Origin of the sequence: Paenibacillus sp. BT-177, assembly GCF_025846815.2 — a bacterium.
GTDB classification, from domain to species: Bacteria; Bacillota; Bacilli; order Paenibacillales; family Paenibacillaceae; genus Paenibacillus; species Paenibacillus polymyxa_C.
This window is the reverse complement of sequence record NZ_JAOYTP010000011.1, coordinates 14707-35003: the sequence shown is the minus strand read 5'-3', so window position 1 is coordinate 35003 and position 20297 is coordinate 14707. Positions and strand designations below refer to the sequence as shown.

Below are 20297 nucleotides of genomic sequence, written 5' to 3'. Positions count from 1 at the left end.
AAAATAGAACTACATTTCTTGAAGAGCCTTGATCACATGATCAAGGCTCTTTTTCTATCCTTGTTGAGAAATTGTTGAGATGTGGCATGTATTCTAGTCCAGGAAGACAATGAGATTTCCAACCATTATCTAATTTCGAGACAAAAGGAGGAAGTTCATCCCCGAACATAAATTTTCATAAATTCTGAACAAGTAATTAATGCGGCTAACATAGCATCATATGAATGAATGATGAATATATAAATACAGTTCTCTCGACCTCGAAGGAATAACCATTAGCCGTTAAATAAGAGTATTTTAAGAATAGGAGATTTGTTTACCGTATGAGAAAAAAATGGAATGCAGCAACGGTTGCGCTATTGCTCTTTTTGCAGTGTTTGTTCAGCACAACACAAGCTTATGCACAAAATCCCGACTCTAATCTGCCAGTGACCCCAGGAACCGAACCGGTTCAGAGTGTGACTAACGATGTTTATCCAATGCCCTCAGAGCCAATTAACATCCCACCTGCTGTCCCGGCTCCAGTCCCTGAACCAACTGCTGGCTCAACTTCTGAAGTTAGGGCAACTCAAGAAAGTATTTTAACCAAGCTAACCCTTACAGATTCTACTGGAAGTGTTATTGATGCAGTGTATAATCCCGATAGCCGTATTGATATTGGTTCCGCCATCCATTTAGGCTATGAATGGGAACTGCCCAACCATACGTATAAAGCTGGAGACACCTTTACCTTTCAATTACCTGAGCAATTCCAAATTTACACAGATATTACGTCTCCTTTGACGAATACAGATGGTGAAGTAGGTCATTTTACCGTAGACCGTCAAGGTAAAGTGGTTATGACATTTAATGATTACGTAGAAAGCCACTCTAATGTCAGCGGTAAGCTAGAGATCAAAACTGAATTTAGCACACAAATAGAAAAAGGCAGTACACAAGTTATTATTGCGATCCCGATCAAAGGCGGCGAGCAAACGGCTATCGTAAATATTAAGCCTGCAGCTGGTCCTACAATGGAGAAACAAGGAAAGTTTGATGGAAAAGACCAAATTCATTGGACAGTTGACGTAAATAAACACTTGGATCCTATCAAACACGCTGTAGTAACCGACCCAACTCCCCAAGGACTAGAACTAGTCAAGGACTCCATCCGGGTAAACCATTTACAAATTAATGTGAACGGAACCACCGTGCTGGGGGACACTGTTAGCGCAGATAAGTATACAGTAGAGGCTGATCCGGTTGTGCCGGGCTTCAGAATCCGTTTTAACGAGGAGAGTATTAACAGCGCCTACCGTATTCAATACTCCACAAACATAACAAGCGAGGATACTCGTTTCTCCAACACAGCCACTTTTTCAGGGGACGATGTGAAGGATACCTCCGCAACAGCTACAGTCACTGTTCAACGCGGGGATTTTTTAAGCAAAAAAGTGGAGAAATACGACCCAGTCACACAAACGATCTCATGGGCAATCAAATATAATTTTGCCAACAAAAAAATTCCCGCAGCTAAAGCCGCATTAAGTGACCGTTTTAATAACAGCCAACAACTCATCATAGATTCACTTAAAGTGTATAAAGGGGATACACAGGATGAGCTCCTTGCATCCCAATACAGCGTCACTCCAGTTATTGACGATCATGGTACCAATGGTTTCAATCTGCTTTTCAATACGGATATTGAAGCCCCATATACCATCCGTTATCAAACAAAGGCTATAGATCGTGTAGTTAAAAATAGTAAAATAACGAACAGTGTAACTTCTGGTGGGGTAACAAAAGAAACAACCACCGAACTGAAAAGTATAATTATCACCAAAGGCTATAAGGAACCGAACTATAACACCAAAACGATTCCTTGGGTCATTTCTATTAATGCGGATAAGTATACAATGGATCAAATCGTTATCGACGATGCCTTTCCGAATGGCGGTCTGGCCTTATTGCCGAACACATTGAAGATCCAAAGCGCGGACGGAAAAACAACACTAACATCACCGACAGACTACGAACTGATCCCTCTTACGCTGGATTACAAAAAAGGGTTCACTATACGTTTTCATAAAAAGATTCAAGACACGTACACCATTAACTATACAACTACCTTTAACAATGAATGGAAAATCGACAAAACCAAGCCTGACTTTTGGAATAAAACCTCTATCACTTGGTTATACAACGGACCAACACAAACTGCTGAGGCCGAAGCTCGATTATGGCCGGACAATATGACCCAGCAAAATGGCGCGAAGTCAGGTAGTTACAATGCCAGCTCCAAGCAAATTACATGGGACATTAAGGCCAACTATAACCGCAAAACTCTGAATCATGCTGAAATTAGGGATACCTTGTTACAAGGACAAAAACTGGTCCCAAATTCAGTTAAAGTGTACGATATGACCCTGCTCGGGTGGTGGAATGGCGTACAAAAAGGGGGCGAAGTGCCTTCGAGCCAATATACTCTTGTTTTGCCTTCCGCCGCTAACAACAACGAACTGAGCATCCAGTTTAACCAGTCCATCAACTCTCCTTACTGGGTCACTTTCCAAACAACATTGGAAGGAGAGCTTATTGACAAAGAGATTAACAATAACGCTCTGCTTATGGATGGAAAAAATGTAGATTCGGAATGGGCTGCCAAAGTGACTGTGCCCCACGGTGGAGAATACGTGACAAAGTCCGGTGCTCAGAATGGAAATAAAATCGACTGGAACATCCATATCAATGAAGGGCAATCCCATGTCTCCAACGCGAAGATCGTGGATACGCCCAGCAATAATCAAATTCTGATTGAAGATTCCTTCCATCTATACTCCACCAAAGTGTCTGCCAACGGAGAAGCTGTTAGGGACACTGAGTTAGTCAAGGATCAGGATTATAAGCTAAAAATAACAACGACTGCTCAAGGTCAGCAATCCTTTGAGCTTGCCTTTGCGAAGGCTATATCATCAGGTTATATTTTGCAATATAAATCCTTTCTTCAAGCTGAAGACAAGGCAAAAGTGAGCAATAAGGTTAATTTCGAGGGCGACCGTTTGACCACCGAAATCAGGGAAACAAGTAAGGAAATTACCGTGCGCACATCCTCTGGTTCAGGATCAGGAGGAGGAGTTACGGGAAGTCTGGAGATTACCAAAGTTGATGAGGACGATCACAATAAGGTTCTATCCGGGGCACGTTTTGCACTCTATGACAAGAATCAGAAAAGAGCACCTCTTGTCCAAACTACCAATTTGGACGGGAAAATCGTATTTTCTTCATTGAGTTATGATGACTACATCCTGGAGGAGCTTACTGCTCCTGAAGGCTACAAAATAACAGCGCCAAAAACAGAAATCAAAATAGATGCAACTATCAAACAAAGTTCAGGCATTAAACAAATCGTAATCACCAACAAAAAAGACACTCCTGTTGATCCGGGTCCGGGTACACCTACTGATCCAGGCACCCCTACAAACCCAGGTACGCCTACAAACCCAGGTACACCTACCGATCCGGGTACACCTACGAGTCCGGGCTCAGGCAAAAAACATGATAAGGACCCTGAAATAACTGAACCTCCGGCGACGCCTGTTACGCCCGTAACAACCGAAGAACCGAAAATTATCGAGGATGAGGATGTTCCGTTGGGCGTTCCGGTTATTGAACAGCCACCTGTAGAACCAGAGGCGCAACCATCCGCTGAACCAGGGGTGCAACCTGAGACACCGGAAGCCGATCCTCACCAGGAGCCTTCTCCGCCCGTGAAGATTGAAGAAGACCCAGTACCTAAGGGTGTAATCCGCCTACCAGCAGAAAAACCAGAGAATCCAAGTGATCCGGGTCATACACCCAAGGTGGATACATTGCCAAAGACAGGAGAAGACAGTCCTGCTCCCTTCTATGTAAGTGGCATGTTCTTAATTCTTCTGGGGGCCTATCTGGGTTATAGACGAACGCATAAAAAATAAATAACATTTTATAATCAAAAATCCCCCTTCTCAGCTCATCACTAGCGAGAAGGGGAATTATTTTACATGTCCGATCTATGGATTACTGTATTAGGAGGCTTTTTAATTGCGTAAGCTGGCATACGTGAGCATCATGTTAGGAATCATCATCATGTTATTTCCTACCGCTAATGAATGGTTGGAAGATCAAAAGCAAAAAGAGCTATTACAGGAAGCTGAATCATTATCAAATACAGATACATCGACACTGACTCCCGAAATGATGAAAGGATATACAAATTTGTCCAATTGGCTGACAAATACTGCAGCAGCGGATGGGCCACAATTGTCACAAGCCACTCCCCCATCGTCGGCTTCAGAGCAAGCCCCAATCGCTATAATCCAGATTGATCGTATCGGGCTGGAACTTCCTGTACTCGAAGGTGCAACCCAACAGCATATGAGATATGCAGCCGTACATATGTCGGAAACTGCGACACTCGGCCAGGTGGGGAATGCTGCCATAGCCGCTCATCGCTCACGAACAACTGGACGTTTATTTAACCGGCTTAATGAGGTGAAAATCGGAGATCAGATTCTAATTCACACTCGGGGTGAAAAATACGTATACAAGGTCTACAACATTTCAGTCGTCACTCCTTCAAATGTCTCCGTTTTAAAAAGCATCAAGAAACAAAAGCTTCTCACACTAATTACCTGTGATCCTCTTGTAAATCCGACACATCGACTCATCGTTCATGCCAGACAACTAACCTAATGCCGCTAATAGAAGCGGAATAACCTATAAACTATATTGGTGGTGAACCCATTGAGTATATCTTTAACAGCCTTACTTCTAATCGGTCTAACTTTGGCGCTGTGGATATATACGTTAATTTTTTTACATTCTGTGATGATGGAAAGAAATTTGCTGCGGAAACTTGCCTATCAGGACCCTGTAACGGGTCTGTTCAATCGGAATGCACTTGAGCTATTTTGGAAACGAAGCAACGGCAAGGAAGGCTTTGCTATTATGTATCTTGATCTGGATGGATTCAAAGCCATTAATGACACAAATGGACATCAAATCGGTGATAAGCTGCTCAGACGGGTAAGCGATCATTTACTCCAGGTAACAAACTCCCATCAGAAAGCTTTTCGAATCGGTGGTGACGAATTTCTACTCATTATGAAGGATTATGATGCCGATCAGGTCACAGTTCTGGCAGAACTGCTGCTGCAAAAAATCAGCGTTCCTTATAACATCCAGGGAATCAATCTTCAGGTTACAGGTAGCATCGGGATTACTATGCATCCTTCTCCGAAGAAGCCCCTGCCTTCTTTACTGAAAGAGGCCGATATCGCCATGTACCAAGCGAAAGGAATGGGGAGAAACCGCTATGCTGTATACCAGAGGATCAAACAGAGGCCAAACGTCAGATCATATGGTACTGCACGAGTGATAAAGTTTGCAGCTGGTTTTCGAAAAAAAACAAAGATCCAAAGTATACAACAAATGGCAACTCTCTAACACTAACAAGAATACCCGTAACAACAAATCAGGCGGGTAAGTCCTGTTTATCCAGGATTATACCCGCCGATAAAATATTCCTACTCCACCTTACCTTTGGCAATCAGCTTGAAATCATCAAAGTGGAATCCTGGTGCAACAACACAGGTTACCAGCACAGGCTCATCCCCCAGCGGACGTGCCGTTTGCCATACAGTTCCTGGTACGAGTGCTTGTGGATGTTGTCCTGCCTCCACGTCTGCGCCAACGATAATTACCGTTTCTTCGCCAGGTTCTTCTCCGCTTCCACCCAATTTTAACTCTATAGGGCTTCCACTATGGTACAACCACAGCTCGTCAGAATGGACCACATGCCATTCGGAGAACTCACCCGGATGCAGCAAGAAATACGTAGACGAAGCTGCAAAGCGCGGACCGGAATACACATCCGGTAGTACAGGCTTCGGAATTTGAAAATTGGCCTTCCACATCTCTTTGTACCAGCCGCCTTCTGGATGGGGCTCCATACCCAATGCCGTGACTAGCGGTGAAATAGCTTTCGTCATTGTCTATCCTTCCTTTACCCTAAATTCCTTCTTCCCTACTGTAAAACATAGCGCTCCTTTTGTCACGTTTCCCCCTCTGCATGTCGAGGTTTCATAGTTTATGTCAAACTAAATAACATTAAATTGTGGATATATATTCGTTTTCATCATATAAATAACAAATAACTAGTATGAAAACCGCCAAAAACACTTTTCACGTAAAGTTTATTGACATAAAATCTTGTTTTTTATTGTAAGCTTATAGTATCATGAGAGAAATTTCGAAATTCTAATAGAGCTTAATCATGTCAGTCTGTCTACTAAGCGATGTATTCAAGTCAAAAAAAGGGGTGAGCTCTCTGATCCAATTTCGCAATGTCAACAAGCATTACGGTCACTTTCATGTACTTAAAGACATCAATCTTCAGATTAAGGAGGGCGAGGTCGTTGTCATCATCGGTCCCTCCGGCTCAGGTAAAAGCACCCTGCTTCGCTGCATCAATCGTCTGGAAACGATATCTGATGGGGAGCTAATCGTTAACGATGTCCCCGTGCATGACAAAAAGATTGATATTAACGCCTTCCGCCGCAATATCGGGATGGTGTTCCAGCATTTCAATCTGTATCCCCACAAAAAGGTGATTGAGAACATTGTACTGGCACCGATGAAGGTACTGGGCATCCCGAAAGAAAAAGCTATTCAAACTGCCCTCACCTATCTGAAGCGTGTCGGAATTGAAGAAAAGGCACAGAGCTACCCCGCCCAATTGTCCGGTGGACAGCAACAGCGGGTTGCAATTGCCCGTGGACTCGCAATGAATCCGAAAATTATGCTGTTTGACGAGCCGACTTCAGCTCTGGACCCCGAAACGATCGGAGAGGTGCTGGATGTCATGCGCTCGCTTGCCCATCAAGGCATCACGATGGTCATCGTCACTCATGAAATGGGCTTTGCTCGTGAAGTGGCTGACCGCGTGATTTTTATGGACAAAGGACAGATCTTGGAAGACAGCCAACCTGCTGAGTTTTTTCAGAATCCGGGTGAAGAACGGGCTCGCCTGTTCCTGAGCCGTCTGATTCATCATTAAACAGACTATTATTAACTGGAATAAAAATTGAAAGGGGATCATTTTGATGAGAAAAAGATTTCAGTGGAGTACTTTGGTGCTGGTTGCATTAACCTGTCTGCTCGTCTTGGCAGGCTGTGGAGGTAAGCAAGAAGCAGCAACGTCAGGAAATGAAGCAGCAGCTTCCAACGGGCTGGAAGCCATCAAACAGCGTGGAAAACTGGTCGTTGGGGTGAAGTACGACACCAAGTTATTCGGACTAAAAGATCCGGCTAGCGGGAAAGTCGAGGGCTTTGATATAGACATCGCCAAGGCTGTAGCCAAGCATATTTTTGGTGATGAAACCAAGCTCGAACTCAAGGAAGTCACGTCCAAAACACGAATCACCTTACTGCAAAATGGGGACATCGACGCTATTATCGCCACGATGACCATTTCGGATGAGCGCAAAAAACAGGTCGATTTCAGCGATGTCTACTTTAATGCAGGGCAATCCCTACTCGTGAAAAAAGGAAGCCCGATCACCGGTCTGGAGTCCCTGACACCCGATACCAAGGTACTCGCTGTTAAAGGCTCTACCTCCGCAAAAAATATCCGCGAAAAAGCGCCCAAAGCAACGATTTTAGAGTTCGAAAACTATCAAGATGCCTTCAACGCCCTCAAGGCAGGTAAAGGGCAAGCGCTGACGACCGATAACTCTATTCTGCTTGGCATGCAACAGCAAGATCCGAATTATACCCTAGTAGGTGGGAACTTCACAGAGGAACCTTACGGCATTGCAGTGAAAAAGGGGCAGACCGAACTGCTGCAAGCCATTAATGATACGATCAAGGAACTGAAAAGCAATGGGGAATACGATAAGCTGCATGAGCAATGGCTTGGGGTTAAACCCGAATAATGATCTTGTGAAGGAGCCGCGATTGCGTGCTCCTTCCTTTCTTAGCTCTGGATAAGGAGGTATACCCGTAGATGCTAACTTTTGATATCAACGTACTTTTCGATCATGGCGATCGTTTCAGAGAAGGCTTGCTTCATACCGTTCAAGCTAGTGTTATTGCCTTGATCGGAAGCTTCATTCTGGGGGCTATCATTGCCATCTTCCGAATTGCGCCTTTTAAATGGCTAAACTGGATCGGTACTGTCTATGTAGAGGTCATCCGCAATATTCCATTGCTGATTGTTGTACTGTTTTTTTATCTCGGTCTTCCCACTTTGGGCATCCCCTTGGACGGCTTTGTATCTGGAACGCTTGGATTGACTGTGTACACCGCCTCTTTTATTGCAGAAGCTATACGTGCCGGCATTCAATCTGTACCCAAGGGACAATTTGAGGCGGCAAGGTCCTCCGGGTTGAATTACAACCAGACGATGATCAGCATTATTTTACCGCAAGCCATTAAAATTGTACTGCCTGCAATCGGCAATCAATTCATCAATCTGGTTAAAAACTCTTCCGTACTGGCCATTGTGGCTGGACTGGATCTCATGTATTACTCGGATCTCATTAACTCAGATACCTTTCTGCCCATCACAGTCTATGCGATCACGGCGCTGCTGTATCTTGTATTGACGGTTCCGCTCAGCTTTCTTGTGCTATATATGGAGCGACGCTTGTCCAAAACATCCTAAGGAGGGAAGCCCGTATGGATTTCGGTGGATTGTTTGCATGGCCTAATGTGCGTTTTATACTGGAGGGCTTCCTGCTCACGCTGGAGGTCGCTATTTACTCTATCATATTCAGCTTCGCTCTCGGTATTGTGTTCGGCATCCTGCGCTATGCCCGTATACCTGTCCTTTCACAGGTTGCAGCCTTTATCATTGATCTGATTCGCAACCTGCCCTTATTGCTCATTATTTTCTTCATCGGCATGGTTTTGCCATCCATCGGATTATCGATTTCCCTCAAGTGGGCAGCCATTACAGGACTGTCGATCTTCGAGGGAGCCATGATTGCCGAGATTATGCGCAGCGGTCTCAATTCGGTCCATAAAGGACAGCTGGAAGCCGCACGTTCCTCCGGTCTAAGCTATTCTCAAACCTTATGGCATATCATTCTACCCCAAGCGCTTCGTCGCATGGTACCTCCTATTGTCAGCCAGTTCATTTCCCTATTCAAGGATACCTCACTGGCTGTCATTATCAGTTTGCCGGAGCTGACGCATAACATTCAGATCGTCGGTGGACAAAATCAATCTTTTGTCATTCCAGCTCTGCTGTTCGCCGCTTTCCTGTACTTTGCCGTTAATTACAGTATGTCACTGATTGCACGCAGGCTAGAAGTTCGTACACATTAAAGCACGTAGTACTCATCAGGGTTGCCACTAGTTGGAACACTCTGTTAGTACAGCTTGTATCTTTTCAATTAATCGCTTCACTGCTTCTCCCTGGTAACGGTCAGACCGATAAACCAACTCTAGCTGACCTTGGGGCACGCCACGCAAAATAGGTACCGTGCAAAAAAGTGAACGATCCAGTTCGGCCGCAAGGGACTTCGTCTGTAGGGTTACGGCAAGTCCCTCCTGCACCCAGCGCAGGATTGAAGGTATAGAATTTGTTTCCAGGACGGTTGCAAAGGGATACCCGCGATCACGGAAGCATTTCTCAATCAGCTTCCTGCCGGGATGGCACTCTGGCTGCATCGCCCAGGGTACATGCCTCAATTCGTCCAGCATAAGGGAAGAACGATTGGAAAATGCATGATTTACGGGGACAATAAGACAGTAGTTCTCTGTGCGAAGAGGAAGCTGGACAAGCCTTTCATCTGTACCCGAATGTAGGGTGATGCCAACGTCCACACGGTTATCCAGCAGCTGTTCTGTTACATCAAAGGATGGACAGATGTGCAAGCTGATTTTAGGAAATGACCGATGAAAGTGGGCAAACATCTCTTGCAACGACTCCTCTAGCTCCGGTAATGCGATACCAATCCGTAAACTGCCGCGTTGCTCGGTACGCAGTTCCTCAATAGAAGCCTTCGCTTGCTGTAAATCTTTGAGCGCATGCGCACTGTGTTGCAGCAGCAGTTTCCCGGCATCTGTCATTTTGATTTTCTTGCCTGCACGGTCAAAGAGCGTCATGCCCAGTTCCTCTTCCAGCGCCTTAATTTGCAAGCTAAGCGTGGGTTGAGAGATACCGATCTTTTCCGAAGCCTTCGTAAAATGCAGTTCCTCGCATACGGCTATGAAGTATTGAAGCTGACGTATTTCCGTCTTCCTTCTCTCCCTTCGAGAATCCCCAGAATGTTTGCATGAACAGGTCAAAAGAAGCGCGAGATCGGATCAATCCGGTTCGCGCTTCTTCAGGTTATTGCGCTTTTTTAGATTATTGGGCTACTTCTGCTTTTTCCGCGGTCAACGTAATATTCGCAAACGCGTCTGCATCGTACTCCTTGCCGCGGGTAATATCGTAATTGGCTACCCGATTATTTACTGCCTCCAACGAGTAACGGAATAACGTCGGTACAATCGGCGCCTCCTCGCTCATATACGCCTGCCACTGATTGTATATATCTTTACGATAATTGTCGTCAAAGGCTTTCACAGACACCCCTTCCTGTAACAGCTTATCATTCTCTTCACTGGTAAAACGCGAGTAGTTAAAGCTGGCTCCGCGTCCATACAGCCCACTAGGGTTTACATCTGTACCTGTACTCCATGCGCCGCCAAAAATATCAATGCCCGGGTCATCCTTCTGCACACGGTCATAGAAAGAATTGAACTCAAGCAGACGACCGTCCACCAGTTCGACATGAAGCCCGACATCCTTCCAATTTTGCAAATAAAACTTAGCCAGCGATTCGGCCGTCGCATCCCCGCTCATTGCTGCATAATGGAGCACCAGTTCCTTGCCCTTAGGGTCTTCACGGTATCCATCTCCATTGGTATCCACATATCCTGCCTCGTCCAGCAGCTTTTTCGCCTTGTCTGGATCATACGCAATGCCCTTCGCATTCACATCATGGTATCCCTTGAAGGCGGGCGGGATCAGGGATGTCGCAGGAGTCCGAAGCCCATGATAGAGCTGCTTGCCAACCTGCTCATTATTCAGCGCATAGCCAAGGGCCTGACGCAATGACTTGTTCGCCAGCTTGGCGTTCGGGTCCATAATATTTAGACTCTTGGCCTGATCAAATTTGCCCAGCTTAAAGCCTACATAGCTATAAGATAATTCCTCCTGACCGAGAAACTGTACATTTTTCGGATTACTGGCCTCATTGTAACGGGTGGTTGGATAGCTGGCCCAGTCGATTTCTCCGCTTTTCAACGCCTCAGTAATGACATTCGGATTCACAACCTTCAGATGAAGGCCATCCAACTTGGGCGCACCGCGGAAATAATCTTCATTTTTGACGAATTCCACAGATTCACCTGTGACCATAGATTTAATTTTGAATGGCCCATAGCCAATCGGATGTTTGCGGACAGGGTCAGATCCAGCCATATCCTTTACGGGAATGTTCTGGAATACCCTCTTCTCCAGTGGTGTGGACCAAAGTCCCGACTTTACCGAAGGATTAGGTTCCTTAAAATGAATGGTAACCTCTTTCTCATTCAGCACCTTGATGCCAGAAATGGTTTTGGCCTTGCCGGCGTGATAATCTTCCATACCTACAATGTTGGTCATAAAACTATCATAACGTGGACCTTCATAGTCTTTGTGGCCAATCACTTCATAGGAAAAAGCATAGTCCTCTGCCGTTACGGGATTACCATCTGTCCAGTTCAGTTTGGGATCAATTTTGACAGTCACTGCCTTATTGTCTGCGGAAAAGAAAATCGTCGCCGCTCCTTTATCGTCAATATTCAGATTGGAATCAATCGAAAACAGGGAAGGGTAGAAAAACTGGAAGACTTCAAAATCCGGATTTCCATCATAAAATACAGGATTCAGAATACCTTCAAAAGGGGTATCGGACACAAGTGCATAATTGATGATGCCGCCCTTAATCGGGGGGTTATCGTTCTTGACCGCCTTTGCCAGCGCAGTCGCATTCACCTGCTTGCTGTCGGCCCCTGATCCACCTGTACCGTCAGACGATTTTGCTCCATTCGAAGCGGAAGGCGAGCCGCTGCATGCAGCCAAAGAAAGCACCAAAATGGCAGATAGAACAGGCAGAATTCCTTTTTTCCAGCGTTTAACCATTGTAATCCCCTCCTTGTTGTTGTCCTTATCCTTGAATTTCGGTTTAACCCAATCGTTGTTTGGCATCCGTGGCACGTTTGAGTGCCTGACCGATAAAGTTGATTGCCAGCATTAGCACCAATATAAGCAGTGAGGCAGGCAACCACATCCACCAGTTGTTCTGCAATACATCCGGGTCATTCGCATAACTCACCAGTGTCCCCAAGCTCGGAGTAGATTCCGGCAAGCCAAAGCCGAGATAGGAAAGCCCGGTCTCGATCCCGATATTTCCCGCAAGACTGAGCGTCAGATTAACAATCACAACAGAGCTGAGATTGGGCAGCACACCCAACCAGATGATCTTCCAATTGGGTGTGCCAAGGGTTTTGGAAGCCTGCACGTAGTCCAGTTCCCGCTCAGACAGCACCTTGGCCCGGATCAGGCGCGCTTTTCCAATCCATAAAAAGGCAGTCATAATAAAAATAAAGGAACCTATGCCGCTTTTGGGCACAATGCTGACAAATACGATAACCAGCATCAAGAATGGAAGCACCAGGATAAAATCAATGATTCGCATGATGATGTTATCAACCAGTCCTCCATAAAACCCAGCCAGTAAGCCCAGCGTCAAGCCGATGGCGGCGGATAACAAAGTAATCGTAAAGCCAATGGTAAAGGAATTGCGGGCCCCAATGACCAGCTGGCCGAATATATCCCTGCCCGCTCGGTCCGTACCCAGCCAATGCACTGAACCGGGAGCTTCGCGGATCGCACCCAAATCGACCGTCGTGACTACATCCTGATTGACAAACAGGACAGAGGCATATATAAAAATCAAGAACAGAGCCACAAATCCAATGGAAATCAAGGCCATTTTGTCACGTACGAGTTCACGACGCAGTACAGACCAGCTAGACGGTGATTTACGAATGATTTCCGGCGAGAAGACTTCCTTCACCTGCATAGACACCATAATCCCTCCTTTTCTCTAGACTTGTTCTCTATTCAATTCGATGCGGGGATCGACCTTGCTTAGGATGACATCAGATAAAAGGGTCCCTAATAGTGCCAAGAAGCCGGAGATCATGACCAGTGCGTTCACAACTGAAAAGTCCCGTTGGGTGATGGACTGAAGAAATAGCTGGCCCAACCCCGGATAACCAAAAATAGATTCTAGGAAAACGTTGCCCGCAATCACACCCGTCAGATCGTAGCCCAAGAAAGCAGCAATGGGTAATAAAGAGTTTTTGAAAATATGACGGGAATAGATCTTTCCTTCGGGTACCCCCTTGGAACGCGCCGTTTTCACAAAATCCTTCAGACGTGTGTCAATGACCTCATTGCGCAAATACTGAATCGTAGCCGTTGTACTGAGTAATGCGCCTGTAACCGCCGGTAGAATGAGGTGATATGACTTATTCACGTAATATGACCATGTCCCCGGCTCTACACCTACATCCACACTGCCGCTGGTTGGAAACCAGCCAAGCCTGAACCCAAACACGTACAACAACAGCAATGCGAGTATAAATAGAGGTGTCGCAAAGCTGAGATAGGTATACCCGACCACGGTTTTATCCAGCAGACTATGCTGATAACGACCGCTGAGTACTCCCAGCGGAATGGCGATCAGATACGTTAGAACCAGAATCACAACACCCAGAAAGAACGTGTTCCCCAAACGACTGCCAATCAAATCGGTAACGCTAATTTTATGTACATAAGATTTGCCCAGATCCCCATGAGCAAGCTGGACGAGCCAGTTCCCATACTGCACCCACACCGGGTCATTCAATCCCAGTCTTTGCCGCTGTTCTTCCAGTGCAGCCGGATTTAGATTGGGAGTTGAAGTGATGAGCCCTGTCAGGGCATCCCCTGGCATAGCCTTAGCTAGGAAAAATATAAGCACACTCAGTGCAAAAAGTTGAGGGATCATAACCAGCAGCCGGCGCATTGTAAATTTCCACATATTCTGTCCCCCCTTATGGTAGCGCGACTTGATGGGATGAACTTACTGACTTTAGTGCAAACGGCTTTCCACTCGCGTCTAGATGTTTGGGCAGCTCTGACTTGTAAGAGGATAAAAGCTTTTGCCTTTTTTGAGCATTATCCAGCCGTTTCGCAGGATCGATACTGGGAATGGTGGCAATAAGCCGCTGGGTATACAAATGCTGTGGACGCTCATAAATATCTTGCTCGCTCCCCTGTTCCACTAAGCGACCTCGGTACATGATGCCGATTTGGTCGCACATATGGCGGATAATCCCCAGGTCATGACTAATGAACAAATACGTCAATTTGAACTCCCGCTGCACATCCTTCATAAAATTAAGCACCTGTGCCTGCACAGAAACGTCAAGCGCTGATACGGGCTCATCTGCAATAATCAGTTTTGGGTTTAATGTCAGCGCACGCGCAATCCCGATCCTTTGCCGCTGTCCCCCGGAAAATTCATGCGGATATTTGTAGGCCGCATCAGCGTTCAAGCCAACCTTTTCCAGCAGCATCTGTACTTTCCGCCGTTCTTCCTCATTACTCAGCCTTTCAAAGTTTCGCAGTGGTTCAGCAATGACATCCAATATGCGCTTGCGCGGGTTAAGCGAAGAATAGGGGTCCTGAAAAATCATCTGAATGTCTCTACGCAGCGGATGGCGGTTATTACGACTCAGAGCCGTAAGATCCTTGCCATTAAAAAGAATCTGTCCGCTCGTCAGCTTATTCAGGCCGATAATCGTTCTTCCTGTCGTCGTCTTTCCACAGCCGGATTCTCCTACTAGCCCGTATGTTTGGCCTGCCTCTATGCTGATCGACACGCCATCCACTGCTTTTACCTGATCAACGACACGCTGGAAAAAACCGCCGCGCACCGGATAATGAACCTTCAAATCATTTATCTCTAGTAGTGCCATGAGCAGCCTCTCCCTTTGTCTCATCTTCAAAATGAAAATGTTGGTAACATGTACAGCGGACCCAATGGCCGGGAGAAATTTCACTTAATCGGGGATGGTCTTCATGCATTCTCTGCTGAATCCAAGGAATACGCGAAGCAAAGCGACAGCTATTGCGAGGAATATCTTGCAAGGAGGGAACAATACCACCGATGACATGCAGCGGTTCTCCCTTGGTATGCGATCCCGGCATGGAGGCTAGCAAGGAACGCGTATACGGATGCTGTGGATGCCGAAATAATTCAAAAACATCAGCGCTCTCCACGATTTCTCCGGCATACATGACCACCACACGGTCGGCTACTTCGGCCACAACGCCAAGATCGTGCGTAATCAGAATAATTCCGCTTCCGGTCTCCTGTTGAAGCTGTTTGAGCAAGTCAAGAATTTGCGATTGAATGGTTACATCGAGCGCAGTCGTCGGCTCATCTGCAATAATAAGAGAGGGTCGGCAAGCTATGGCAATCGCGATCATCACACGCTGGCGCATCCCTCCTGAAAGTTCATGCGGATACTGTTCATACACACGTACGGGGTTGGGTATATCCACGCTTTCCAGTAGCTCCAGTACACGTTCCCTTTTTTGCTTCGTAGATAGGGACGTATGATAATCGAGATTTTCCTCGATCTGCTTACCAATGCACATTAACGGGTTAAGTGCTGTCAGCGGGTCCTGAAAGATCATGCCAATGCCCGCTCCGCGGATTTTATTCATTTGCCCTGAGGAGAGACGGATCAGATCCGTGCCTTTAAAAAGAACCTTTCCTTCGACACGTGTTCGCTCCATGTCATGCAGTTGTGGGATCGAAAGTGCCAGCGCGCTTTTGCCACAACCGGATTCTCCGACTACAGCCAGCACTTCATTGGGATTGACCGTCAGATCCAGATGGTCGACTGCGGGGTGATATTGATCCTTGATGCGAAAAGATACGGATAATCCCTTAATCTCCAACACAGGTTTGATATTCAATGCGCGCTTCCTCCATTCTCCATGGTCTTGTCCCGCTTATTCTCACCATGTTTGATGTTTAAAACCTCTCATGAACATTACATACCGTTTTTGTCGGAATAATTTGAATACATCCTATCACCAGTATATGGATATATCAATTAAGATTATGCTATCAACATCATTTAAAAAATCAATGATCCAGCAGTAGCGCGACTTTCCTGGCACAAAATGTAATCAAATAACCAACCACAGGTTAATTTTCATCACAAAAAAGCCGTTTGATCCCCTACAGAGGATCAAACGGCAAACTAGCACCCAACCGCTCACACTGAATTCTTTACGTTTATTACGAAGCCGCTCCATAAGAGCCCGACTTGAACGTTTTTGGATCGTACCATTTGTAGCCTGCTGCTGGAGCAGACCAAGGCTCGGGTTGCGGTTCTGTGGAAGCCGCAGGCTCCTCAAACGGCAGAAGCTTCGTCGGTTGATCCAGCGTTAAACCTGCCACATCGGATAATTTGGTGTAGTCCTGCTTCCACGCAAGCCACTGGACCGTTTGCACCAGGAAGGTGGCATCGTCCACTTCCTTGAAACCATCATATGTCTTTTTCGACTGTCCGTTTTCTTCACGCGCATATTTCGGTGTAGCATCTTCTACAGGGGAAGAATCACCGATAAATGCTGCCTTGCCTTGACCCACCTTGGAGATCGCAGCATAAGGCCCTTCCGCACGGCCTCCACCGTTATAGACACCATGGTCTACAGCATTACCCCATTTTTTCGTACCTGTAGGGATATAGGCAATTCCTTTGGCTTTGGTAGGATCAATAATAGCCAGCGTAGATCCCGCATGCATGGCAATCGAGCGTACACCCTTGGTAATGCCGAAGGATTGATCTGCGGCTACAATGTCCGTAGCATTCACGTCGCCAAGCGCATTGTAACGGAAACGAACACCAAAGTTGGTCGCCAGCCAATCGGAGCTAGTTAACCCCTGCATCGCCGGTGATGCTGCTTCTTCTGTAGTCATCCCTTTGGCCGGATTAGTATAGGCTCCACGACGGTAGCCATTCATAACCTCAGAGGAATCCCAACGGTTTTTGTTACGGTCCGCATTATAGTGGTCGGAGATGAAGAAAACACTTCCCCCGTTATTCACATATTGCAGCAGGGCAGCCTGCTCGGATGCCTTAAAAGCAACATTCGCTTCACCGATGATGAACACATCATATTGGCGCAGCTTATCATAGGTTATGGCCTGTTCTCCATAAGTAAAAGGAATGGGACGGTTCAGTTGGTCCACTGTAAAACCTACATTACGCAATCCATTGGCAAAGTCGGAGAAGGCGCCTTCAATGACCCAATCTGCTGCCCCAGCCGTCTGTGCGTGCGTATTATCGAACAGCACCTTTTTGCCGTTGCCATCCGGCAGTGTAGTACCGGGTTGACCCGGGTTTCCAGGTTCAGGTTCGCCAGGTTCACCTGGTTCCCCCGGCTCGCTTCCGTTCACCAGTTCAACAGTGCTTGGACTTTTCACTCCACCAAAATTATTGTAGGTGCCAAGTGTACCCGTCACACGGATTTTGCTGCCAATCAGCTCAGGATGGCCTGTTAGCCCAAATTGCCCTCTGTACGCTGATGTCAGCTGTACATCCAATAGATTAGACGTGCTACGTTCATTGGCCTGGTCGGCAATCAGTACGTTAAAATCATTCGCAAACGGAGAAGAAAAATTAGCCGTTTTCGATCCGGTAGCATGTCCGACGATGTAACCTTCCACCGTCACTGTGCCTCCACTGCCTTGGCGCTGGAGTGCCTCGGCTACTGTCAGTGCTCCCTCCGCTTTGACCTGACCGAATGGAACGAAGATCCCGATCAGCAGCGATACGATCGCTGCCAGATGCAGCACCCCTTTCAAGCGTGAACCTGTGAACCGCAAGCCTTTTACCATACGTCAATATCCCTCCTATAATTCCATAAATGTGCTTGTCCTCTATCAGATTAGCTATCAATCTTCTAATTCCTTCCTGATTTCATCCATAATTATGTAAATTTTAATCTTTTTTATTGGAAACTCGCCTGTTTATGTAAAAATTGAACCCTGCGATTGACACCGAGCACGGCATACATTACGCTAAGAAAGATATGTAGAACGGTATACGCGAATGAAGATGACGGGAGAGTCTGTCCAGGGGCTTACACGCTGGCGGCACCGAAGGAGCAAGACGCCAACACCCGGCTGGCGGATAATCTCTCAGGTCCATGTATCGTCATCTGACGCAACTCTGGAGAGAGCGCAAGCCACCCAAGGGGTAAGGCGGTAAGGACACCGCACGAAACTCTCAGGTAACGAGGACAGAGATAAGGGAAACTTCCTTATCCTGTCCTTTTTTGCGCTCACATTGTACGTCAGCATTAGGAACCGTCATAGCCGCGCAAAAACGCGGAAATACCATATACTATGGTACTAGAACATACAGGGGGCCACACCATGCGTTTCAAAGATGTATTTTCCATTATCGGTCCGGCCATGACCGGACCTTCCAGTTCACACACTGCAGGCGCGGTGCGGCTTGCACGCGTTGCCCGTCACTGGCTCGGGACGCAGCCTGACCGTGCCCGCATGACACTGTACGGCTCTTTCGCCGACACATACAAAGGACACGGTACAGACCTAGCGCTCATCGCAGGACTGCTCAATTACGATACAGACGACCACCGAATTCCAGATGCCGAGCAATGGGCGGAGCAGGCCGGGATGACCGTGGAATTTGCCGTCAGCGGACTACCCGCCCCCCATCCGAACACCGTCCGTTTTGAGCTGTGGAAGGGTGAGGATCAGCGTACACTGCTGGGTTCCTCCATCGGCGGTGGCAGCATCCATGTCCAGCAGCTCAACGAATTCCGAGTCAACCTGACCGGAGAGCTGTCTACGTTGGTGCTTCTTCACTCGGATAAGCCCGGTACATTAGGTGCGGTGACTTCAGCGCTCGGCGCTGCTGACATTAACATTGCCTATATGCACGTGGATCGCAAAGGTCGGGATGGAGAAGCACTTACAGCCATCGAAACGGACAGTCCTCCTACGGCTGAATTAATCGCAAAACTACGATCCTTACCACATATGTACGAAATTAAAACGATTAATTTGAAAAAAGGAGCTGAATCTGATGCGATTTAGCCATCTGCATGAAATCAGCGCTATATGCGCGGAGGAATCCACCACGATTGGCCGCCTGATGATTCAAGAGCAGGTACAAGAGACGAATACAACGGAAGAAGAAATTTTCCGCCAAATGTCTGATTATTATGAAGTCATGAAGGAGGCCGTTCATCGTGGTCAGACGCAAGACACCGTATCCCGCAGTGGATTAACGGGCGGCGACGGCAAGCGCTTAGCCGAATATCTGCGGACAGGGGAAACCTGCTCCGGCGATGCCTCCGCGCTCGCCATGGCTTATGCGCTCTCCGTGTCGGAGGTTAATGCGTCCATGGGGCGCATTGTCGCCACGCCCACTGCAGGTTCATGCGGAGTCATCCCCGGTGTGTTCATTAGTGCGCAGGAGCGGTTCGGCTGGGATGATGAGCATATGGTGCACGGCTTGTTCGCAGCCGGAGCCATTGGCTACGTCATCGCCAACAATTCCTTCATTTCCGGCGCGGAGGGAGGCTGTCAGGCTGAGATTGGTTCAGCCATCGGGATGGCCGCTGGCGCTATGGTCGAGCTACGCGGTGGCACACCTGAGCAGGCCGTTCACGCCGTAGGCCTAGCGCTCAAGAACACGCTCGGCCTGATATGCGACCCCGTCGCCGGACTCGTCGAGATTCCGTGTATCGTGCGCAACGGGCTGGGAGCCGTGACCGCACTTGCCGCAGCGGATATGGCTTTGGCGGGTGTGCGCAGCGCCATTCCGTCTGACGAAGTCATTGACGTGATGCTTGAAGTCGGCAGCGCAATGCCGTCAAAGCACCGCGAGACCGCCAAAGGCGGCTTGGCCCAGACACCGACTGGCAAGCGTTTGACCGAATCCCTTACACGCAACACACTGGCCAAGAAAGATAAGTCGTAGCTTCTAAGCTCTAAACCAACTACTTTTCCTCTACAAAACAAAACGAATATCTCTCCCACACATTAAGGGAAAGAGAATTCGTCCTTAAAAAAAGAGCAAGCATGTCGTCCCTAGACGCATGCTTGCTCCTTTTCTTTTCAATTGATTACAGA

General features: G+C 47.2%; 17 protein-coding genes and 1 riboswitch. Of the genes, 9 read left to right on the top strand and 8 right to left on the bottom strand.

Features of this window, described 5'->3' with window-relative positions; all coding sequences use genetic code 11:
* The first annotated feature begins 323 nt into the window (after positions 1-323).
* From OIU26_RS22705 to OIU26_RS22695, 3 genes are all read left to right on the top strand, one after another.
* The gene (locus OIU26_RS22705; RefSeq protein ID WP_264218098.1) at positions 324-3953 is read left to right on the top strand and encodes a collagen binding domain-containing protein; all 3630 of its coding nucleotides are present in this window, start codon (positions 324-326) and stop codon (positions 3951-3953) included.
* 106 nt (positions 3954-4059) lie between these two features.
* Positions 4060-4710, top strand: coding sequence for a class D sortase (locus OIU26_RS22700; RefSeq protein ID WP_264218097.1), 651 nt, complete (start codon positions 4060-4062; stop codon positions 4708-4710).
* A gap of 135 nt (positions 4711-4845) precedes the next feature.
* On the top strand, positions 4846-5463 hold the full coding sequence (locus OIU26_RS22695) for a GGDEF domain-containing protein (RefSeq protein WP_264218096.1): 618 nt from the start codon (positions 4846-4848) through the stop codon (positions 5461-5463).
* Positions 5464-5543: 80 nt separating this feature from the next.
* On the opposite strand, the gene OIU26_RS22690 is transcribed toward OIU26_RS22695, so the two are convergent.
* Complete coding sequence (locus tag OIU26_RS22690) at positions 5544-6008, bottom strand: cupin domain-containing protein (RefSeq protein WP_013369054.1); 465 nt, start codon at positions 6006-6008, stop codon at positions 5544-5546.
* A gap of 284 nt (positions 6009-6292) precedes the next feature.
* On the opposite strand from OIU26_RS22690, the gene OIU26_RS22685 reads away from it, so the two are divergent.
* The 4 genes from OIU26_RS22685 to OIU26_RS22670 all read left to right on the top strand — a co-directional run bounded on the left by OIU26_RS22685 (position 6293) and on the right by OIU26_RS22670 (position 9348).
* On the top strand, positions 6293-7075 hold the full coding sequence (locus tag OIU26_RS22685) for an amino acid ABC transporter ATP-binding protein (protein ID WP_436449193.1): 783 nt from the start codon (positions 6293-6295) through the stop codon (positions 7073-7075).
* A gap of 46 nt (positions 7076-7121) precedes the next feature.
* The gene (locus OIU26_RS22680; protein ID WP_013369051.1) at positions 7122-7952 is read left to right on the top strand and encodes a transporter substrate-binding domain-containing protein; all 831 of its coding nucleotides are present in this window, start codon (positions 7122-7124) and stop codon (positions 7950-7952) included.
* Between the two features lie 71 nt (positions 7953-8023).
* A complete protein-coding gene (locus OIU26_RS22675; RefSeq protein ID WP_040102312.1) occupies positions 8024-8683 on the top strand; it encodes an amino acid ABC transporter permease in 660 nt (219 codons plus the stop codon).
* Positions 8684-8697: 14 nt separating this feature from the next.
* Positions 8698-9348: an amino acid ABC transporter permease gene (locus OIU26_RS22670; protein WP_264218095.1), complete on the top strand. Its 651-nt coding sequence runs from the start codon at positions 8698-8700 to the stop codon at positions 9346-9348.
* Between the two features lie 27 nt (positions 9349-9375).
* Here OIU26_RS22670 and OIU26_RS22665 read toward each other — a convergent pair whose 3' ends face one another.
* The 7 genes from OIU26_RS22665 to OIU26_RS22635 all read right to left on the bottom strand — a co-directional run bounded on the left by OIU26_RS22665 (position 9376) and on the right by OIU26_RS22635 (position 18026).
* Positions 9376-10314, bottom strand: a complete 939-nt coding sequence (locus tag OIU26_RS22665; protein ID WP_264218094.1) for a LysR family transcriptional regulator — start codon at positions 10312-10314, stop codon at positions 9376-9378.
* A 61-nt stretch (positions 10315-10375) separates the two neighbouring features.
* Positions 10376-12196 (bottom strand): oligopeptide ABC transporter substrate-binding protein, encoded by a 1821-nt coding sequence (opp4A, locus tag OIU26_RS22660; RefSeq protein WP_264218093.1) that lies wholly within the window; start codon positions 12194-12196, stop codon positions 10376-10378.
* A gap of 43 nt (positions 12197-12239) precedes the next feature.
* Positions 12240-13139: an ABC transporter permease gene (locus OIU26_RS22655; protein ID WP_436449195.1), complete on the bottom strand. Its 900-nt coding sequence runs from the start codon at positions 13137-13139 to the stop codon at positions 12240-12242.
* 24 nt (positions 13140-13163) lie between these two features.
* Positions 13164-14144 carry an oligopeptide ABC transporter permease gene (opp4B, locus tag OIU26_RS22650; RefSeq protein ID WP_264218091.1) on the bottom strand — a complete coding sequence of 327 codons (981 nt, stop codon included), beginning with the start codon at positions 14142-14144 and terminating at the stop codon, positions 13164-13166.
* Positions 14145-14157: 13 nt separating this feature from the next.
* On the bottom strand, positions 14158-15084 hold the full coding sequence (locus OIU26_RS22645) for an ATP-binding cassette domain-containing protein (RefSeq protein WP_264218090.1): 927 nt from the start codon (positions 15082-15084) through the stop codon (positions 14158-14160).
* A complete protein-coding gene (locus tag OIU26_RS22640) occupies positions 15062-16093 on the bottom strand; it encodes an ABC transporter ATP-binding protein (RefSeq protein WP_013369043.1) in 1032 nt (343 codons plus the stop codon). Before OIU26_RS22640 ends, OIU26_RS22645 begins: the two co-directional genes overlap by 23 nt.
* A 328-nt stretch (positions 16094-16421) precedes the next feature.
* Positions 16422-18026, bottom strand: a complete 1605-nt coding sequence (locus tag OIU26_RS22635) for a ThuA domain-containing protein (protein ID WP_264218089.1) — start codon at positions 18024-18026, stop codon at positions 16422-16424.
* 214 nt (positions 18027-18240) lie between these two features.
* Positions 18241-18355, top strand: a riboswitch (glycine riboswitch).
* 211 nt (positions 18356-18566) lie between these two features.
* Between OIU26_RS22635 and sdaAB the strand changes: the two genes are divergently transcribed.
* On the top strand, positions 18567-19256 hold the full coding sequence (gene sdaAB, locus OIU26_RS22630; protein ID WP_165083790.1) for an L-serine ammonia-lyase, iron-sulfur-dependent subunit beta: 690 nt from the start codon (positions 18567-18569) through the stop codon (positions 19254-19256).
* Complete coding sequence (gene sdaAA, locus OIU26_RS22625) at positions 19246-20145, top strand: L-serine ammonia-lyase, iron-sulfur-dependent, subunit alpha (protein ID WP_165083788.1); 900 nt, start codon at positions 19246-19248, stop codon at positions 20143-20145. Before sdaAB ends, sdaAA begins: the two co-directional genes overlap by 11 nt.
* Positions 20146-20297 lie beyond the last annotated feature (152 nt).